Origin of the sequence: Undibacterium sp. TC9W (assembly GCF_049339865.1) — a bacterium.
In the GTDB taxonomy this organism is placed as follows: Bacteria; Pseudomonadota; Gammaproteobacteria; order Burkholderiales; family Burkholderiaceae_D; genus Undibacterium.
The window spans coordinates 1-17621 of sequence record NZ_JBMPPJ010000019.1 but is presented as its reverse complement, the minus strand read 5'-3'; the positions used below and the strand labels follow the sequence as shown (position 1 = coordinate 17621).

14 protein-coding genes and 1 tRNA gene are annotated in these 17621 nt (G+C 50.0%); 5 read left to right on the top strand and 10 right to left on the bottom strand.

Annotation, left to right across the window (positions count from 1 at the left end; all coding sequences use genetic code 11):
- Positions 1-354: 354 nt before the first annotated feature.
- From ACO0LN_RS22415 to ACO0LN_RS22405, 3 genes are all read right to left on the bottom strand, one after another.
- Positions 355-444 (bottom strand) — tRNA-Ser (locus ACO0LN_RS22415).
- 107 nt (positions 445-551) lie between these two features.
- Entirely contained in the window at positions 552-1016 is a 465-nt protein-coding gene (locus tag ACO0LN_RS22410; protein ID WP_422977627.1) for a rhodanese-like domain-containing protein, read from the bottom strand.
- A gap of 60 nt (positions 1017-1076) precedes the next feature.
- Positions 1077-3989: a bifunctional diguanylate cyclase/phosphodiesterase gene (locus ACO0LN_RS22405; protein WP_422977625.1), complete on the bottom strand. Its 2913-nt coding sequence runs from the start codon at positions 3987-3989 to the stop codon at positions 1077-1079.
- A gap of 584 nt (positions 3990-4573) precedes the next feature.
- Between ACO0LN_RS22405 and glnA the strand changes: the two genes are divergently transcribed.
- The 4 genes from glnA to ntrC all read left to right on the top strand — a co-directional run bounded on the left by glnA (position 4574) and on the right by ntrC (position 9379).
- Positions 4574-5989, top strand: coding sequence for a type I glutamate--ammonia ligase (glnA, locus tag ACO0LN_RS22400; protein ID WP_422952306.1), 1416 nt, complete (start codon positions 4574-4576; stop codon positions 5987-5989).
- 140 nt (positions 5990-6129) lie between these two features.
- The gene (locus tag ACO0LN_RS22395) at positions 6130-6618 is read left to right on the top strand and encodes a DUF4124 domain-containing protein (RefSeq protein WP_422952305.1); all 489 of its coding nucleotides are present in this window, start codon (positions 6130-6132) and stop codon (positions 6616-6618) included.
- 86 nt (positions 6619-6704) lie between these two features.
- Positions 6705-7778, top strand: a complete 1074-nt coding sequence (gene glnL / locus ACO0LN_RS22390) for a nitrogen regulation protein NR(II) (RefSeq protein WP_162058484.1) — start codon at positions 6705-6707, stop codon at positions 7776-7778.
- 77 nt (positions 7779-7855) lie between these two features.
- Positions 7856-9379, top strand: a complete 1524-nt coding sequence (gene ntrC / locus ACO0LN_RS22385) for a nitrogen regulation protein NR(I) (RefSeq protein ID WP_422977622.1) — start codon at positions 7856-7858, stop codon at positions 9377-9379.
- 142 nt (positions 9380-9521) lie between these two features.
- On the opposite strand, the gene ACO0LN_RS22380 is transcribed toward ntrC, so the two are convergent.
- The 5 genes from ACO0LN_RS22380 to ACO0LN_RS22360 form a co-directional block, all read right to left on the bottom strand.
- Complete coding sequence (locus ACO0LN_RS22380) at positions 9522-10046, bottom strand: phosphatidylglycerophosphatase A (RefSeq protein ID WP_422977620.1); 525 nt, start codon at positions 10044-10046, stop codon at positions 9522-9524.
- Positions 10043-11011, bottom strand: a complete 969-nt coding sequence (gene thiL, locus ACO0LN_RS22375; protein WP_422977618.1) for a thiamine-phosphate kinase — start codon at positions 11009-11011, stop codon at positions 10043-10045. Before thiL ends, ACO0LN_RS22380 begins: the two co-directional genes overlap by 4 nt.
- A gap of 75 nt (positions 11012-11086) precedes the next feature.
- Positions 11087-12274, bottom strand: a complete 1188-nt coding sequence (locus tag ACO0LN_RS22370; RefSeq protein WP_422977616.1) for an FAD-dependent oxidoreductase — start codon at positions 12272-12274, stop codon at positions 11087-11089.
- A gap of 7 nt (positions 12275-12281) precedes the next feature.
- Entirely contained in the window at positions 12282-12446 is a 165-nt protein-coding gene (locus ACO0LN_RS22365) for a rubredoxin (RefSeq protein WP_110258335.1), read from the bottom strand.
- 39 nt (positions 12447-12485) lie between these two features.
- Entirely contained in the window at positions 12486-12965 is a 480-nt protein-coding gene (locus ACO0LN_RS22360) for a rubrerythrin family protein (RefSeq protein ID WP_422977614.1), read from the bottom strand.
- Between the two features lie 282 nt (positions 12966-13247).
- Here ACO0LN_RS22360 and ACO0LN_RS22355 point away from each other — a divergent pair, with 282 nt between their 5' ends.
- Entirely contained in the window at positions 13248-15557 is a 2310-nt protein-coding gene (locus ACO0LN_RS22355; protein ID WP_422977612.1) for an NADP-dependent malic enzyme, read from the top strand.
- 65 nt (positions 15558-15622) lie between these two features.
- On the opposite strand, the gene ACO0LN_RS22350 is transcribed toward ACO0LN_RS22355, so the two are convergent.
- Positions 15623-16528, bottom strand: coding sequence for a 5'-nucleotidase (locus ACO0LN_RS22350; protein WP_422977610.1), 906 nt, complete (start codon positions 16526-16528; stop codon positions 15623-15625).
- A 52-nt stretch (positions 16529-16580) separates the two neighbouring features.
- The gene (gene alkB, locus ACO0LN_RS22345) at positions 16581-17234 is read right to left on the bottom strand and encodes a DNA oxidative demethylase AlkB (protein ID WP_422977608.1); all 654 of its coding nucleotides are present in this window, start codon (positions 17232-17234) and stop codon (positions 16581-16583) included.
- Between the last annotated feature and the right edge of the window lie 387 nt (positions 17235-17621).

Below are 17621 nucleotides of genomic sequence, written 5' to 3'. Positions count from 1 at the left end.
TTTTTATTAAAAGATCAAGTGAATTTTTGCTAATTGAACAGGCGATTTGTTATTGGTGCAAAAGCCCGCTGTAGTAGAGTGTGGGCATTGGGGAGGACTGATGGCCAATTGTGAGTTTGCGTATGATTATCAGTGGGTACAGTCCTTTGCAGCGCTTCGCTGACCTGGTAAGCTGCCGGTTGAAAGGTATTTCTGGCATCGATATCATGGAAACCATTTGATCGGCTACACAGAGCCTTGAAAGTTGCCAATGTGTTCCAATTGCTTCCAAGTGGAGTTGGTACACCAAATGGCACACTGGTATAACTTTAAAATAAAAAAGCCCTTGAAAATCAAGGGCTTATTCATTTATCTTGGCGGAGAAGGGGGGATTCGAACCCCCGGTAGGGATAAACCTACGCACGCTTTCCAGGCGTGTGACTTAAACCACTCATCCACCTCTCCTGCTTTCGCTAAAACTTGCCGTAACAGCGAAGTCCGCTATTCTAGCAAAGCAAACTTCATTATGGAAGCTTTTTTCTTGGTTTTTGTAAATCTTGCTATGTATCAGGTCAGGCTCCCAGCCATGGCAGGCCGTTTTGGCACCAGCCGCCTACGGTTTTCCTGTGGCCTTGTTGGTCCTTGTCGCCTTCAAAACCTTGCAGGATGTCGTAGCAATTGGTGTAGCCGTTCTCAGTTGCCAGCCTGGCGCCGTGGCGTGAGCGTACGCCGGAGCGGCAGAGGAAGAGGATGACGCTGTTCTTGTCTGTCACGCTGGCTTGCAGTTGTGCGAGAAAGTCGGGGTTGGGTGTGCCGCCGGGGTAGAGGCTCCATTGCACGGCCAGGTGTTGGGCTTCGTTGATATTGACCCTGCCTACCCAGTCGCGCTCGGCATTGGTGCGCACATCAACGAGTAATATCTTGCTGTCATTTTGCAGCAGAGTAAAGGCTTCCTGTGGGGTGACTGCGCCAGCGTAGGGCAGGGCCTGTTCCTGGCCGCGCTGGCGTGCTGCTTGCAGGGTTTGATCTGTGGACATGGTGTTTCCTTGATTGAAAATAGTGATTGCAAAAAAGGTAGTGCTGATGTGCCTGCTAGTTTATATTAAATTGGCACTGGGTTTGCCATACAGATAACCTTGATAGGAAAGACAGCCCTGCTGAACCAGGAAGTCGCGCTGGGCTGCGGTTTCCACACCTTCGGCGATGACGGCCAGGCCCAGGCTTTGGCCGAGCGCGATGATGGTCCTGGTGATGACGGCATCGTTATTATTGTTGAGAATGTCGCGTACGAAAGATTGGTCTATCTTGAGCTGGTCCAGCGGCAGGCGCTTGAGATAAGACAAGGATGAGTAGCCGGTGCCAAAGTCATCGAGTGAAAAACCTACGCCTCTGGCTTTGAGCTGGTTCATCTTGTCTATGGTTTCTTCCACATTATCGACGAGCAGGCTTTCTGTTAGCTCAAGCTTGAGTTTGCTGGCGTCTATCTGGTAGTGCCTGATGTTGTCGAGTACCAGTGAGACAAAGTCGTTTTGCCTGAATTGGCGTGCGCTGACATTGACGGCCAGGGTGCGGTTTTTTGTGTCGTCATTGTTTTGCCATTCTGCCAGTTTGGCGCAGGCGGTTTTTAATATCCATGCACCCAGGCCGAGGATGAGGCCTGACTCTTCTGCGAGTGGAATGAAGTCTGACGGCGGCACCAGCCCCTTGTGGGGATGTTGCCAGCGTACCAGGGCTTCTGCACCGGTGACCTGGCCTGTGCTGCTGACTTGTGGCTGGTAGTGCAGCACGAACTGTTCTTGCTGCAGGCCCTGGCGCATGTCTGCTTCCAGTACTGCGCGGGTGTTGACGATGTCGAGCATGTCTTTGTCAAAGAAGCGGAAGTTATTGCCGCCACTGGACTTGGCCTCATACATGGCGACTTCTACCTGCTTGAGCAGTTCTTCGGCAGAGGTACTTTGTTTGTCAAACAGGGTGATGCCTATACTGGCACTGCTGTGATACTCACTGTGCTCTAAATCATAGGGGGCGCGCAGGTCTGCCAGGATTTTGGTGACGATCATTTGTACTTCTATGGCGGTTTCTCTGACGTTGTCGCTGAGTTCTTCGAGCAGCAAGACAAATTCATCACCGCCGTAACGTGCCAGGGTATCGCCCTTGCGTATGCTGTGTGCGAGACGTTTTGCGGCAACTTGCAAGAGCATGTCACCTTTGCCGTGGCCACTGCTGTCATTGATGGTCTTGAAATTATCAAGGTCGAGGAATAGCACGGCTCCGTACAGATTGCTGCGGCTTTTTGCGAGCAGGCTGTGTTGCAGCCGGTCTATCAGCAGGCGGCGGTTGGCCAGACCGGTTAAAGGATCATGGTAGGCCAAGTGTTCAAGCTTGGCTTCGGTGGCTTTTCTTTGGGTGATGTCGAGCATCGTGGCGACATAGTTGACAACCTTGCCGCTGGCATTTTTGACTGCAGTGATGGTCAGCCATTCTGGATAGACTTCGCCGTTTTTTCTGCGGTTCCAGATTTCGCCTTGCCAATAGGCATTGGCGTCAAGCTGCTTGCCCATTTCTTCATAATAGTTGGCCCCATGCAGGCCAGACTTGAGCAAGCTGGTCTGTTTGCCGAGTGCTTCTTCGCGGCTATAGCCTGTGATGCGGGTAAATGCCTGGTTGATGCGCACGATAGTTCGGCGCTCATCAGTAATGACCATGCCTTCTTGTGCTTCAAAGGCGATGGCGGCGATGCGTAAGTCTTCTTCTACATGTTTGCGTTCGGTGATGTCTTGCACCGTGCCCATGTGCCTGGCGCTCTGTGCATCATATTGTGAATGTAGCCAGCGCACTTCGCCGTCAATAATAATACGGTGCTCTATGCCTGCATCTTTGCCTGCTTGCACCTGGCTCCAAAAAATCTTCACCGCATGAATGTCGTCTGGATGGATGCGTTGCATGAGGCTGGCGCAATCGATTCTGCTGCCACTGGCGTAACCAAGTATGCGTCGTGCCTCGTCTGAATAGCGCCACTCTTCTGCATTATTGCCTATGCTCCAGTTGCCTGTTTTTGAAATAATCTGGGCATGGTGCAAGTCGGTTTCGCGCTGCGCCAATTCTGCAGTTCTTTTGCTGACGATTTTTTTCAGGTTCTTTCTTTGCTCGCGTGCTTCAAGCAAGAGTTTTACCAGACAAGCCAACATGACGCTAAACAAAAGCCCGACGCTGTTGTAGAGCAGTCGGGGTTTGTTCTGGATGATAGAATTTTTAGGTGTCAGCTCCAGTGTCCATTCTGCATTTGGTAATTTGATGGCGTAGCTGAGGTAATTCGTCGTTGCAAATCCGGCAGATTTTTCTATGACTTGCCTTGCGCGTGTACCTGGGTGAACGCGAGATAACTCATAGTCATAACCCCGTTCGCTTAGTTTTGATAAGCCGGTGTCGGCAAGCAGTGTCTTTAAATCAATGGCAGCCGAGATCAGGCCCCAGAATTGAGGCGCTTTGTTTGCGTCTATGGGGTCCTCAAGATAGACGGGCAGGCGGGCTATGATGCCAGTGCTGCCATTGGTGAGGGGGAGTGGCCCCGCAAGTGTCAGATGATGGCTGTCCTTGGCGAGTTGCGCTTCCGCTTTGCGTATGGGGTCGGCCAGCAAGTCTATGCCCAGCCCTTTATTACTCCATTCTACTGGCGCGACTTCGCTGGTGACGCCGTCTGGAGCAAGATACAAAGCGGCAATTTGTGGATGATACTGCAGTATCTTGTCGGCAAAACGTCCAAAGTGCCTGATCCTGCCATTGCCGTCGGCAACCATGGCAGCAAGCGCATAGCTTGCTGATAGCGCGCTATACATATTGTTTTGCAGGTTGACCGCTTGTGAGCGCGCCAGATCGTATGCGAGCCGGCGTTCTTCCTGCTTTGCACCTTCGTCCAGTTTGACGATGATGGCGGCGCTTGCCAACATTGTCAGCGCGAAGGTGAGTAGGGCAAACAACATAGGTTTGCGTAGGTAAGGGTGAGGCGACATAATGAGATTTGGGTATGAGAGCGAACGCCCGTGCAGTGGTCCGTAACTGTTAAAGTTGCAGGCAGGGGCATCGTCGCCTGAAATACCATCACAGTCTAAATGAGAGTGAATCGCATATAGAGAAATACCAATCAATGTTGATTTTGGTCAATATTGCCAATTGAGTATTTCGCTTAATTGCTTCAATTGCAAGTGATCAATAGGCGCGATGCAATCGACTCTTGGCTTGCGCCAAAACAATGCAAATTGATTCGATAAACTTAAAATTGCACCAAAATGGCAATTTAAAATTATTTTGCGTTATTTTGGTGCGTGTATGGAGTTTGTATAATACTAAGGTGCTGTGTTTGTGTCAGAGAAAACGCCACAAAAACAAGCATTTAACAAATTTCGATTTTATATATGACTGATCTGGTTGATGGCACGGTTTCTGCTATTATCCTCACTGAGTTTAGCCGCCAGGCGAAAATGCTGTTGTAAGAGCAATAAGGCAAGGTTTGTCTGTTGATCAAAATTGCACATAACTGGCAGGCGCAGGGCTCGGCAATTTCCGAATTTATTTTTAGCTCTCAGAGGAGTTTCACATGGCAATGACAGCCGCAGAAGTCTTGAAAATGGCGAAAGATAACGAAGTCAAATTCGTTGATTTTCGCTTTGCTGATACCCGAGGCAAAGAACAGCACGTAACTGTTCCAATTTCCCAGTTCGACATCGATAAATTCGAATCTGGCCACGCATTCGACGGCTCGTCCATCGCTGGCTGGAAAGGCATTGAAGCATCCGACATGTTGTTGATGCCTGATCCATCTACTGCCAACATTGATCCATTCTTCGAAGAAACCACATTGTTCATGCAATGTGACGTGATTGAGCCATCTGATGGTAAAGGTTACGACCGTGACCCACGTTCCATCGCGAAACGTGCTGAAGCCTATCTGAAATCCTCAGGCATTGGTGATACAGCTTACTTTGGCCCAGAACCAGAATTCTTCATTTTTGACAGCGTACGCTGGAAAGTAGATATGTCTGGCTGTTTCGTCAAGATTGATTCTGACGAAGCTTCCTGGACCACAGGCGAAAAACTGGAAGGCGGCAATACTGGTCACCGTCCAACGGTTAAAGGCGGTTACTTCCCGGTTCCTCCAGTCGATAGCTTCCAGGACATGCGTTCTGAAATGTGCCTGATCCTGGAATCCCTGGGTATCCCGGTTGAAGTGCATCACCATGAAGTGGCGGGCGCTGGTCAAAATGAGATCGGTACCAAGTTCTCTACTCTGGTAGAACGCGCTGACTGGACGCAAAATCTGAAATACGTGGTCTGGAATGTAGCCCATACGTATGGCAAGACAGCGACTTTCATGCCTAAACCTATCGTTGGCGACAACGGTTCTGGCATGCACGTGCATCAATCCATCTGGAAAGATGGCAAAAACCTGTTTGCTGGCGACGGCTATGCTGGTTTGTCTGATTTCGCCCTGTACTACATCGGCGGTATCATCAAGCATGCCAAAGCATTGAATGCGATCACTAACCCAGGTACCAACTCTTACAAGCGTCTGGTTCCAGGTTATGAAGCTCCGGTAAAATTGGCTTACTCCGCACGTAACCGTTCTGCTTCCATCCGTATTCCTTACGTTGCCAATCCTAAAGGCCGTCGTATCGAAACACGTTTCCCTGATCCACTGGCGAACCCATACCTGTGCTTCTCTGCACTGATGATGGCAGGTCTGGACGGCGTGCAGAACAAGATCCACCCTGGTGAAGCAGCCAGCAAAGATCTGTACCATTTGCCACCAGAAGAAGATGCATTGATCCCAACAGTATGCGCATCTCTGGAAGAAGCACTGGACGCATTGAACAAAGACCGCGAGTTCCTGACACGCGGTGGCGTATTCAGTGACAGCATGATCGATGCTTACATTGATTTGAAAATGCAAGAAGTGCAACGCTTCCGCATGACAACTCACCCTGTTGAATTTGACATGTATTATTCTCTGTAATTACCCTCTGTCATCAGGGTAAAAACGCAAAAAAGCGGGGGTAACCCCGCTTTTTTTGTTACAAATGCTAATTTGTTCGTAATTGTGTTGCACGGCTGCATGACATACACTTACAGTCTATCAATGAATATTGCTTATTTATGAACCGACTCTTGTCAGGATTACTTCTCTTTATTGGCGTGCAGGCGTATGCCCATGCACAGGCCGAGGTATATCTATGCGTCGATGATAATGGAAAAAAAGAATACAAGAATACAGGTGCCGTTAAAGGTTGCAAGAAAGTGGATCTGCAAGGCCTGACTGTTCTGCCAGCGCCTGTATTGCCTGCCCCTGCCAAGAAACCGCAAGGTAAGCCTGCCAGCAGCCCTAGTGATTTCCCCAAGGTAGATGACAGTACGCAAAAAGCCAGGGATTCTGACCGCAAACAGATTTTGCAAGACGAATTGAAGACGGAAGAGCAAAAACTGGCGAATATCAAGAAAGAATACAATAATGGTGAGCCTGAGCGTCGTGGCGATGAAAGAAATTTCGCCAAATATCAGGAACGCACCAATTTGATGAAAGAAGACATCAGCCGCACCGAAAAAAACATAGAAGCACTGAAACGTGAAATTGCCAATGCAAAATAAGTTGCCAGTGTGAACGGCAAAAGTGCTTCCGGGCATGATGCTTGCGTAAAGGTCGCTCTGTGCGGCCTTTTTTTTATGGACAAGTTTTGAAAACTCCACTTACCTCATTTGCCGGACTTGACTTGCTGACATCCGCGGTCATTGTGCTGGATGCTGAAGGCAGCATTTTATTTGCCAATGCTGCTGCTGAAAACCTGCTTGATTCTTCTTTCAAATCGCTCACACATCTGAAGCTGACAGACTTGTTCCTGAATGGGCAGGAATTGACTGCGGTCTTTCATCAGGCAGTAGCTCATCAGTTTGCTGACAAGCGCCAGGACCTGACGCTGGAGCGGGCAGGGCGCGACCCCTTGCACGTGCACAGCATCGTCACTGCACTCGATAATCCTGATACACCAGTGCTGATAGAGTTGCGTGAAAACGTACAGCAACTCAAGCTTGACAGAGAAGAGCGCATGCTTGACCAGAGCAAGGCCAACAAGGAGCTGATCCGCAATCTGGCGCATGAGATCAAGAACCCGCTAGGTGGCATACGCGGTGCAGCGCAATTGCTGGAGCTTGAATTACCCGAGCGCCACCTGCGCGAATTGCGTGAATACACCCAGGTCATCATCAAGGAGGCTGATAGGTTGCAGACACTGGTGGATCGCTTGCTGGCACCACATCGTTTGCCACATATCGTTGGCGACGTGAATATCCATGAAGTGTGTGAACGTGTGCGCAGCCTCATCGTTGCCGAGTTCCCGCAGGGGCTGACGATCAGTCGTGACTATGATTTATCGATTCCTGAGTTTCGGGGTGACAAAGAACAGCTTATCCAGACTGTGTTGAACATTGCCCACAATGCCGCGCAGGCATTGAGTGAGCGTATCAGGCAGGGTGATGCGGTGCTGACTTTCAAGTCGCGCGTGGTGCGCCAGATCACTTTGGCCAAGGTTCGTTACAGGCTGGCATTAGACTTGCATATCATCGATAACGGTCCGGGCATCCCACCTGAGATTCGCAACCGTATTTTCTATCCCCTGGTATCAGGCAAAGAAGGCGGTAGCGGTTTGGGATTGACGCTGGCGCAAACTTTCGTTGAACAACACTTGGGTGTCATCGAATGTGAGAGCCGGCCAGGATGTACGGATTTCCGGATACTGATACCACTACCTTAAATAAGGGTGTGGCAAAGCGGCGGCACCAAAAGTGCTCCTTCTATCGATATGCTTAACACAGACTGCAAAACGACAATATGAAACCAATCTGGATAGTGGACGACGACGATTCAATTCGCTGGGTGCTGGAAAAAGCACTGGCGAGAGAAAATCTGGCTACCCGCAGCTTCACCAATGCAAGAGATGCGATGAATGCCTTGCAAAGCGATACGCCACAAGTGCTAGTGTCTGACATACGCATGCACGGCGCATCCGGCCTTGAACTTTTGCAAACCGTTAAAGCCAAATATCCTGGCTTGCCTGTGATTATCATGACGGCGTTTTCTGATCTGGAATCAGCAGTCGCGGCTTTTCAGGGGGGGGCTTTTGAATACCTGGCCAAGCCGTTTGACCTGGATAAAGCCGTAGAGCTGATACGCCGCGCCATGGATGAAAGCCTGCGAGAATCCAGCGTAGAGCAAAGCATGTCTGAAACGCCTGAAATACTTGGCCAGGCACCCGCCATGCAAGATGTGTTTCGCGCGATAGGCAGGTTATCACAATCGAACGTGACGGTACTGATCACGGGCGAATCGGGCAGTGGCAAAGAATTGGTGGCACGTGCCTTGCACAAACATAGCCCGCGTTCTTCTCAACCTTTCATCGCCTTGAATACCGCAGCGATCCCCAAGGATTTGCTGGAGTCTGAATTATTTGGTCATGAACGTGGTGCCTTTACTGGTGCGCAAACCACGCGCCGTGGCCGCTTTGAGCAGGCCGAGGGTGGCACGTTGTTCCTGGATGAAATTGGCGACATGCCTTTTGATTTGCAAACTCGCTTGTTGCGGGTTTTGTCAGACGGTCATTTTTATCGGGTTGGCGGTCACCAGCCCATGAAGGCGAATGTGCGCGTGATCGCCGCGACCCACCAAAATCTCGAAACCCGGGTTAAAGATGGTTTGTTCCGTGAAGACTTGTATCACCGCCTGAACGTGATCCGCCTGCGCCTGCCGAGTTTGCGCGAGCGTCGTGAAGACATCCCGTTGCTGACCAAATACTTCTTGAACCAAAGCGCCAAGCAATTGGGTGTAGATGTCAAGCGCATGTCAGAGCCCGCACTGCAATTTTTGTCCAGTTTAGATTTTCCGGGCAATGTGCGCCAGTTGGAAAACCTGTGCAACTGGATCACCGTCATGGCACCAGGCCAGACGGTGGAAGTACCTGATCTGCCTCAAGACCTGGTGCCAATTGCCATGGGCGCGGCGAGTCCAGTTCAGGCTCCCATTGGCGGCAGTGTTAATGAAATGCATGGCAGGGGAGGTGAACATTTGCAGGCGCAAGCTTCACAAATCAATGGCAGCGCCTATCCAGAAAAACCAGTATACCGCAGTGGTGAAAGCTGGGTTTCTTTGCTGGAAGCAGAAGCAACAGCGATGCTGGCAGAAGGTCAGTCTGAAGTCATCGACAAACTGGGACGTTGCTTTGAATCCGTCGTCATCAAGGCCGCATTACGCCATACCCATGGCCGCAAGAATGATGCAGCGATACGTTTGGGCATAGGCAGGAATACCATCACCCGCAAGATTCAGGAACTGGGGATAGATGGGGTGAAGGACGAGTAAGTTTTTTTGACGCGCTTATTTGCTAATGAAGTAAATAAGCGCCGTAATCCCCTTCCCCTCCAAGGGGAAGGCTGGGATGGGGATGGGTTTCTTCAGTAATTTGACGAAATCCTCAATGCAGGAAATATGACACCAAAATGTCTTAGAAATTGCGCCAGAGTGCAAAACTCAGCAGGCAAAAGAAAGCCGCCACAATATCATCCCACATGACACCAAACCCACCTTTGAAGCGGCGGTCAAAATAGCCTATCGGTGGTGGTTTGACCATGTCAAAAAAGCGGAAGCCGATAAATGCCCACAACTGGGTTTGCCAATCTGCCGGTACGATGAATAGCAACACGAGCCAGAAGGCAATGATCTCATCCCACACCATGCTGCCATGATCAGCAACCCCCATGTTTTTACCGGTGACATTGCAAGCCCAGACACCAATAGCAAAGCCAATGACAATGATGGCAAGCCAGTTAAGTGTCGTGAATACCTCAGGCCAGCGGCTGGATAGTACATAAAAACTCAGCCATGCAAACAGGGTACCTGAGGTGCCGGGCATGATGGGGGACAAGCCGCTGCCAAAACCCTGGGCCAGAATATGGGCAGGGTGACGCAGCATGAAGCGCCAGTTGGGGTGGGTGACGATGGCTGTCTGGCCGTTCTCTAAAGTGCTCATGGATTAACGAAGTGATCGAAGGATTTGTATTGCAGCTGTACTGGCTTGCCATCTTCATCAACCACGCGCAAGCCAGCGTTAGCTTCTATCTGGCCTATGCGCGTGACCGCAGTGTGCGATTTTGCTGCTGCGGCGATGACTTGTTGTCTGTTACTGGCGGGAGCCGTAAAACATAGCTCATAATCGTCACCACCATTCAGTGTAAATTGCCTGCGCAATTCCTGAGGCTGCGTTTGTAAGACCGGGCCAGCAGGCAATTGATCGATAAACAGACTGGCACCTACTTGTGACTTTTCCAGGATGTGGCCAAGATCACCAGCCAGACCATCCGAAATATCCAGCGCCGCATGCGCTATGCCACGTAAGGCCATGCCCAGTGCAATGCGCGGGCTGGGTTGGTGCATGCGCGTTGCTGCCAATTGATGATCAGACTCGCTGAGTGTGACTTCATTCCAGTAGCCTGCCAAAGCCAGGCGGGCATCACCCAGTGTGCCGGACACCCAGATATCATCGCCAACTTTGGCGGCATCGCGGCGCAGTGCAGTGCCAGGTGGCAGCTCACCAAAAATCGTGATGCAGATATTCAGTGGGCCCTTGGTGGTGTCGCCACCTATCAGATGGCAATGATGTTCATCAGCCAGTGCCAGCAAGCCGCGAGAAAATTCTGCCAGCCAGTCCTGGTTTGCTTCAGGCAGCGACAATGCCAGGGTGAACCCAAGCGGCGCAGCGCCCATGGCAGCCAGGTCAGACAAATTCACTGCCAGGCATTTATGGCCCAATTTGTACGGGTCAGCATCCGGGAAAAAGTGGCGGCCCGATACCAGCATGTCGCTGGAGATGGCCATCTGCATGCCGGGGCTGGGATTGAGCAGGGCGCAATCATCCCCTATGCCGAGGGCGACGCGGCTGTCTTGAATAGTGTGCTGCGCAAAGTAGCGCTTGATGAGTTCAAATTCGGAAAGCATGCGCGCATTGTACCTAAGCTGACCCAGGATTCAAGATAATCCCCAGGCACCTTTGGCACTATGCGCCTGGCCGCATCAGTTCAGCCGAGTTGCTTGTGCTTCTATTAATTCCGCAATCAGTGCATTTCTCGATTTGGCATCTTGCGGGGCGACTGCAAAGCCGTGCAATTTTTTGTTCTCGTCAAAGTAGCGGCTGGTGGTGACGCCATCCGCATGGTCTGATTCCCACGCGCCTGATTTACTGACCGCAAATGCAGGTGGGATCAGTGCAACCGGGTAGCTGGGTGTTTTGACCAGCACTGCGGCAGGCTTCATGTCTATAACAGTCATTTGACCGCTAAGGCTTTGCGCAATTGCCCGTGCCGCAGTCATGATAGGCGCGACATAGGGCATCAGGCTTTGGCTGCCATCCGCTTGCTTGTACTGCGCACAATCTCCAAGCGCGAATATCTCAGGCACACTGGTCCGGCCATACTCATTGATGAGAATGCCGCGATCTGTCTGCAATTGTGCTGCCTGCGCCAGGCGTATATCTGCACGCAGGCCGACTGCAGACAAGACCACATCAGTGTTAAAGCTTTCCCCACTGGACAAAGTTACCTGTAAGGTATTATCCAGCACATCAATCTGGCTGGCAGTGTTGCCCAGTTTGAGCTGTATACCTTTTACACTCAGTGCGGCTTGCAAGCCCTGTGAAATAGCTGTCGGTGCCAGCGCAGCGAGCGGCAGTGCGTTTGGATCTATCAAAGTGACTTTATGTCCCGCACTCGCCAGATCATCACTGAATTCACAACCTATCAAACCTGCACCCAGTATGGTGACCCTGGCCTTGTCACCAGCTTGCGCCAGCTTGTTGCGAAACACGGCATAGTCAGCCAGGTTATTGATCGACAAGACCTGGTCAGCCGCATTGCCAGCGATGGGCAGGCGTATGGCTTGCGCACCAAGCGCAAGCACCAGTTGGGCATAATCAAAATCACCCACTTTGGTTTGTATGGTTTGCGCCTTTGAATTAATGCCGCTCGCCACGGTTTTTGTCAAAATAGTGGCAGTCAGCTCGGCTGCCATCTGATCTACCGTTTTGCTTTGCAATTGTTGCGGCTGCTTGCCCATGGCAAAAGCATTCGACAGCATGGGCTTGGAATAAAAGCCGCCATCATCGCTAGTGATGATCAGCAAGGGCGTAGTTTTATCGAGCTTGCGAAATTCTCTGGCGACTGTATAACCAGCCAGGCCCGAACCGATGATGGCGATGGGTTTCATGATTACCTCAGATTTCTATCATGTCAAAATCAGCTTTGGCCACGCCACAATCAGGGCATTCCCAGTCGGCTGGAATGTCATCCCAGCGTGTGCCGGCGGCGATGCCTTCTTCCGGTAAGCCTTTGGATTCTTCATAGATAAAGCCGCAAACGATGCATTGGTAAGTTTTCATGGTGTCCTTTGTATTTTTTGATGATGTGTTTTTCAGGGCTCAGGCCTGATTGGCTTCCAGCACGGCGCGGTAATGATTGGCGTGGCGCTCTTCTACTTTGGCCAATGCGGCAAAGCGTTTAGCGGCGATTTCTAAAGTCCGCTTAAAGTTTTCAGCGTGTTCCTTAGATTCTGCGATTTGCTCATCGTATTCAGCGACAGCAGCCTGGTTGCCTTCTTCCACAGCGAGGTGGCGGAATTTTGGGTACATTTCTGTGTATTCATAAGTCTCACCTTCGATAGCAATTTCCAAAGCGCGTTGTGGTGTCAGCTGGCTTTTGGGGTAAAGCAAATCCAGATGACCAAAGGCATGCATAACTTCTTGATCAGCGGTTGCTTCAAACGCTTCTGCAATCTCAAGCGCACCCGCTTCACGTGCCAGTTTGGCGAAATAGCGGTATTTGATATGGGCCATGGATTCGCCTGCAAAAGCTGATTCAAGGTTCTGGATGGTGACGGATGGGTTTGCCTGGGTGCTCATAATGCTCTCCTTGGTTATTTACGGTGCTTTAGGGTGTTGTTTGCATTTGCTATCAACATGAGATGCATAATAGATTTTAATAATTTATTTGAAAAGATAATTGATTTTATTGATCCGATAGTTAAGGGCTATGAATTATTGCTTAACAGAATAAATTGAATTTGGTTATGCTAGAAAAGCATAAGAGTCGTACAAATACGTATAAAGTTAGAGGGTTCCCTCTGCTAGAATCTCTACCAGTAAGATTTCCGTAAGCAAAAAAATAGAAAGAAGGTCAAGCACATGGATTCGTCAGATCAAAAAGAGCAAATACGTCAACAATTGCGTCAGGCAGCGCTGGAATATCATGAATTTCCGACTCCTGGCAAAATCAGTGTCACTGCAACCAAGCAACTGACGAATCAACGTGATCTGGCCCTGGCGTATTCCCCTGGTGTTGCTGCACCTTGTGAAGAAATCGTCGCAGATCCAACTGCTGCATTTAAATACACTGCCCGCGGCAATCTGGTCGGCGTGATTACCAACGGTACCGCAGTGTTGGGCCTGGGTAATATTGGCCCGCTGGCATCCAAGCCAGTGATGGAAGGCAAGGGCGTGCTGTTCAAGAAATTTGCCGGCATTGACGTATTCGATATTGAAATCAGTGAATCTGATCCTGACAAGCTGGTTGATATCATTGCTTCACTTGAGCCTACCTTTGGCGGCATCAATCTCGAAGATATCAAAGCACCGGAATGCTTCTATATAGAACGCAAACTGCGTGAACGCATGCGCATACCAGTCTTCCATGATGACCAGCATGGCACTGCGATTATTGTTGGCGCAGCTATTCTGAATGGTTTGAAAGTTGTTGGTAAAACCATTAAAAACACCAAATTGGTTGTTTCTGGTGCTGGTGCCGCTGCACTGGCCTGTCTGGATTTGATCGTTGATCTGGGCTTCCCGCTGGAAAATATATTTGTTACTGATCTGGCTGGCGTGGTTTATAAAGGCCGTGTCGAGCTGATGGACCCGGACAAAGAGCGCTTCGCGCAAGAAACCTCTGCCCGCAGCCTGCGTGATGTCATGCCTGATGCAGATATCTTCCTCGGCTTGTCCGCTGCCGGCGTGTTGAAGCAGGATATGGTCAAGCTGATGGCGCCGAATCCTTTGATCCTGGCTTTGGCTAACCCTACACCAGAAATTTTGCCTGAAGAAGTCAAGGCTGTACGTGATGATGCCATCATGGCGACAGGGCGTTCTGATTTCCCTAACCAGGTCAATAATGTTCTGTGCTTCCCGTATATTTTCCGTGGCGCTCTGGATTGTGGCGCGACCACCATTACGCGTGAAATGGAAATCGCGGTCGTGCATGCGATTGCTGAGCTGGCCCAGGCTGAGCAATCAGACGTCGTCGCTTCGGCATATGGCATTAGCAATCTGTCCTTTGGCCCTGAATACCTGATACCCAAGCCGTTTGATCCCCGTTTGATGATCAAGATTGCCCCCGCTGTTGCCCGTGCAGCAGAAGAGTGCGGCGTGGCGGCGCGTCCTATCCAGGACATGCAGGCGTATGTAGAAAAGCTGCAGCAATTCGTGTATCACAGCGGCACGTTCATGAAGCCACTGTTCCAGATCGCCAAAAAAGCACCTGCTGACCGCAAACGTATCGTCTATGCCGAAGGTGAAGAAGAAAAAGTATTGCGCGCCGTACAGGTTATCGTCGATGAGAAACTGGCTGCACCTATATTGGTAGGTCGCCCTCACATCCTTGACCAGCGTATAGAAAAATTCGGTTTGCGTCTAAAGGCGGGTGTAGATTTTCAAGTCATCAACCCTGAGCAGGATGATCGCTATCGCGACTACTGGCAGACCTATCATCAGATGACTGCCCGCAAAGGTGTGACAGAGCAATATGCCAAACTGGAAATGCGTCGCCGTCATTCACTGATCGGTGCCATGATGATCCATAAAGGTGATGCTGACGGCATGATCTGTGGCACCTTTGGTACGACTGGCCTGCATCTGAATTACATTAACCAGGTATTGGGCAAGCGTGATGGCGTGAATGTCTATGCCGCCATGAATGGCCTGGTGTTGCCAGACCGTCAATTGGTGCTCGTTGATACGCATGTTAATGAAAACCCGACGGCAGAACAAATCGCTGAAATCACGATTTTGGCAGCAGAAGAAATGCGCCGCTTTGGTTTGTTGCCAAAAGCTGCCTTGCTGTCTCACTCGAATTTCGGCTCCAGCAATAGCGAATCCGCGCAAAAAATGCGTGCGGCGCTGGCGATTATTCATCGTGATGCACCTGACCTTGAGGTGGATGGCGAAATGCATGGCGATACTGCACTTGATACCAGCTATCGCAAGAAAATGATGCCGGATTCAACATTGAAGAGCGACGCCAATTTGCTCGTCATGCCTAATATCGATGCAGCAAATATTGCCTATAACCTGTTGAAAACAACAGCCGGTAATAACGTAGCGATAGGCCCGATCTTGCTGGGTTGTGCTAAACCTGTGCATATTTTGACGCCATCGGCCACAGTACGCCGCATCGTCAATATGACGGCTTTGTGCGTGGTAGATGTACTCGCGCAGCGTTAATCTGCCGTCAGATGTAAAAAAGCCAGCCTGATAAATCAGGCTGGCTTTTTTTGTTTTGTAGCGATTTATTTTCCTTGCTTGACTGGTACGCGGCCAGTTGGCACAACATTCGACGCATGCAGGCAATGGCCATGCTGGTCATCAAAAAACATATGTGGCTTGAAAGCGGCTAATACAGCTGACTTGTTGACGCCACCCATGAAGAAGGTTTCATCAATCGCGATATTCCAGGCGCGCAATGTGCGTATCACCCTTTCGTGGGCAGGTGAGGCACGTGCTGTCACCAGGGCTGTGCGTAGCGGAAAAGCGCGACCATCCGGGGTTTTGAAATTATTCTGCAGATACGATAAGGCCAGCAGCAATCTGGCGAAAGGCCCTTCGGGCAAAGGCTTCAGGGCATTTTCCCTTTCATGCTGCTCAAAGGCTTCCACGCCTTGTTCCTGATAAATGCGTTCAGATTCATCAGAGAAAATGACAGCATCACCGTCAAAGGCAATGCGGATTTGCTCAGGGTCAGCAGCATTTTCCGGTAGCCGATATAACATCGCCGACGCAACACCTGAATTGATAGCAGCTTGCACATCGTCTTCATGCAGGGATAAAAACAGGCTGACATTAAAAGCCAGCAAGTAGGGTGCCAGTGGTGATCCGCCCGATAAGGCTGCGCGTGTAATATCTAGTCCATAGTGGGCGATGGAATTAAATATTCGTAAAGAAGTCTCAGACGAATTGCGCGACATGATGACAACTTCCACCAGTCTGTGGCCAGGCGTCAGTTCATTGAGTTTCAATAGAGCTTTTACCAGAGCATAGCCTGCGCCTGGTTTCAAGATGCTGTTTTCTTCTTTGAGTTGATGCTGGCGATAAGTATCTAATCCTTGTTCCTGAAAAATGGTTTCTTCCGCTTCCAGATCAAACAGGGCGCGGGAAGAAATTCCTATGACTAAGAGATTATCTAGTGAAAATGGCATATGGGATTGTTTGTCTTATTATTTGGTGATGAGAAGATAAGCGGCATTCTGTTTACATGGCCTGGCGAAACGTCAGATTGATTCTTTGTGTTCCCAATAGTGGATGTGCTGCTTCCCTGATTGGCGCTACTCCATGGTAACGCAATCTGGCCTGGCCACCCCAGACTACTACATCACCATGTGCCAGATGATAGCGCTGGACAGCATCACTGCGCTGCATGCCACCAAAAAGAAATGTCGCCGGTATGCCCAGTGAAAAGGACACGATAGGTGCACCAAATTTCTTTTCGTCTTTATCCTGATGAAGACTAAGGCGTGATCCCACCTGATATTGATTGATCAGACAACTGTCTGGCGTAAAGCCGGGAAAGCCAGCTTCTTGCGCCGCTTGCACGGCAAGTGAATAAAAACTATCTGGCATGGCAGGCCAGTGTTCTCCATTTTCCGGATCATAAGCGCTGTAGCGATAGCCATCACTATCGGATACCCAGCCCACCTCTCCGCAGCAAGTCATCGCGACCGACATACGGTGACCATTGGGCGTGCGCATTTGCCGGAAAGGGTGCTTGCTTAATATGTGCTGCATGCCATCCAGCAATGCAATTTCATGACTCACTGAAAAATGCCTCAGTATCATCGCACCTTCGCAGATAGTTTCTGTCCAGGGGTGTATATCGCTGGCGTCATCAAAGAGTGAATAATTCATAGACTTGCTTCTGTTTGCTTATCTCATATATAAGCCTAATTCATTTTTTGAAAGTTTGGCGCATAAAGAAAATTTCTCTTGCAAAACAGGTGGGGGATTTGCTATAGTTCGCCTCCCGCTGAAGAGCGGGTGCAGAAAGTGAAGTAATTCTTGTCTTGGTTTGAGCGAAAGAAATGACGCGAAAAGCCAAAGTCTGGAAATATCCTGAAGTAGTCGAGATTGATTCTAAAAAGATTTAATCTAAACGAAATAAAAAACAGGGTGTTGACAGCGGCGAATAAGTGCTTCATAATCTCGTTTCTCTGCTGCTGACGCACACAACGCTGCGACGCAAAGCTGGATCAGAAGATGGTCTGGTAGGGTAGAAAAGATTTAGGTTCTTTAACA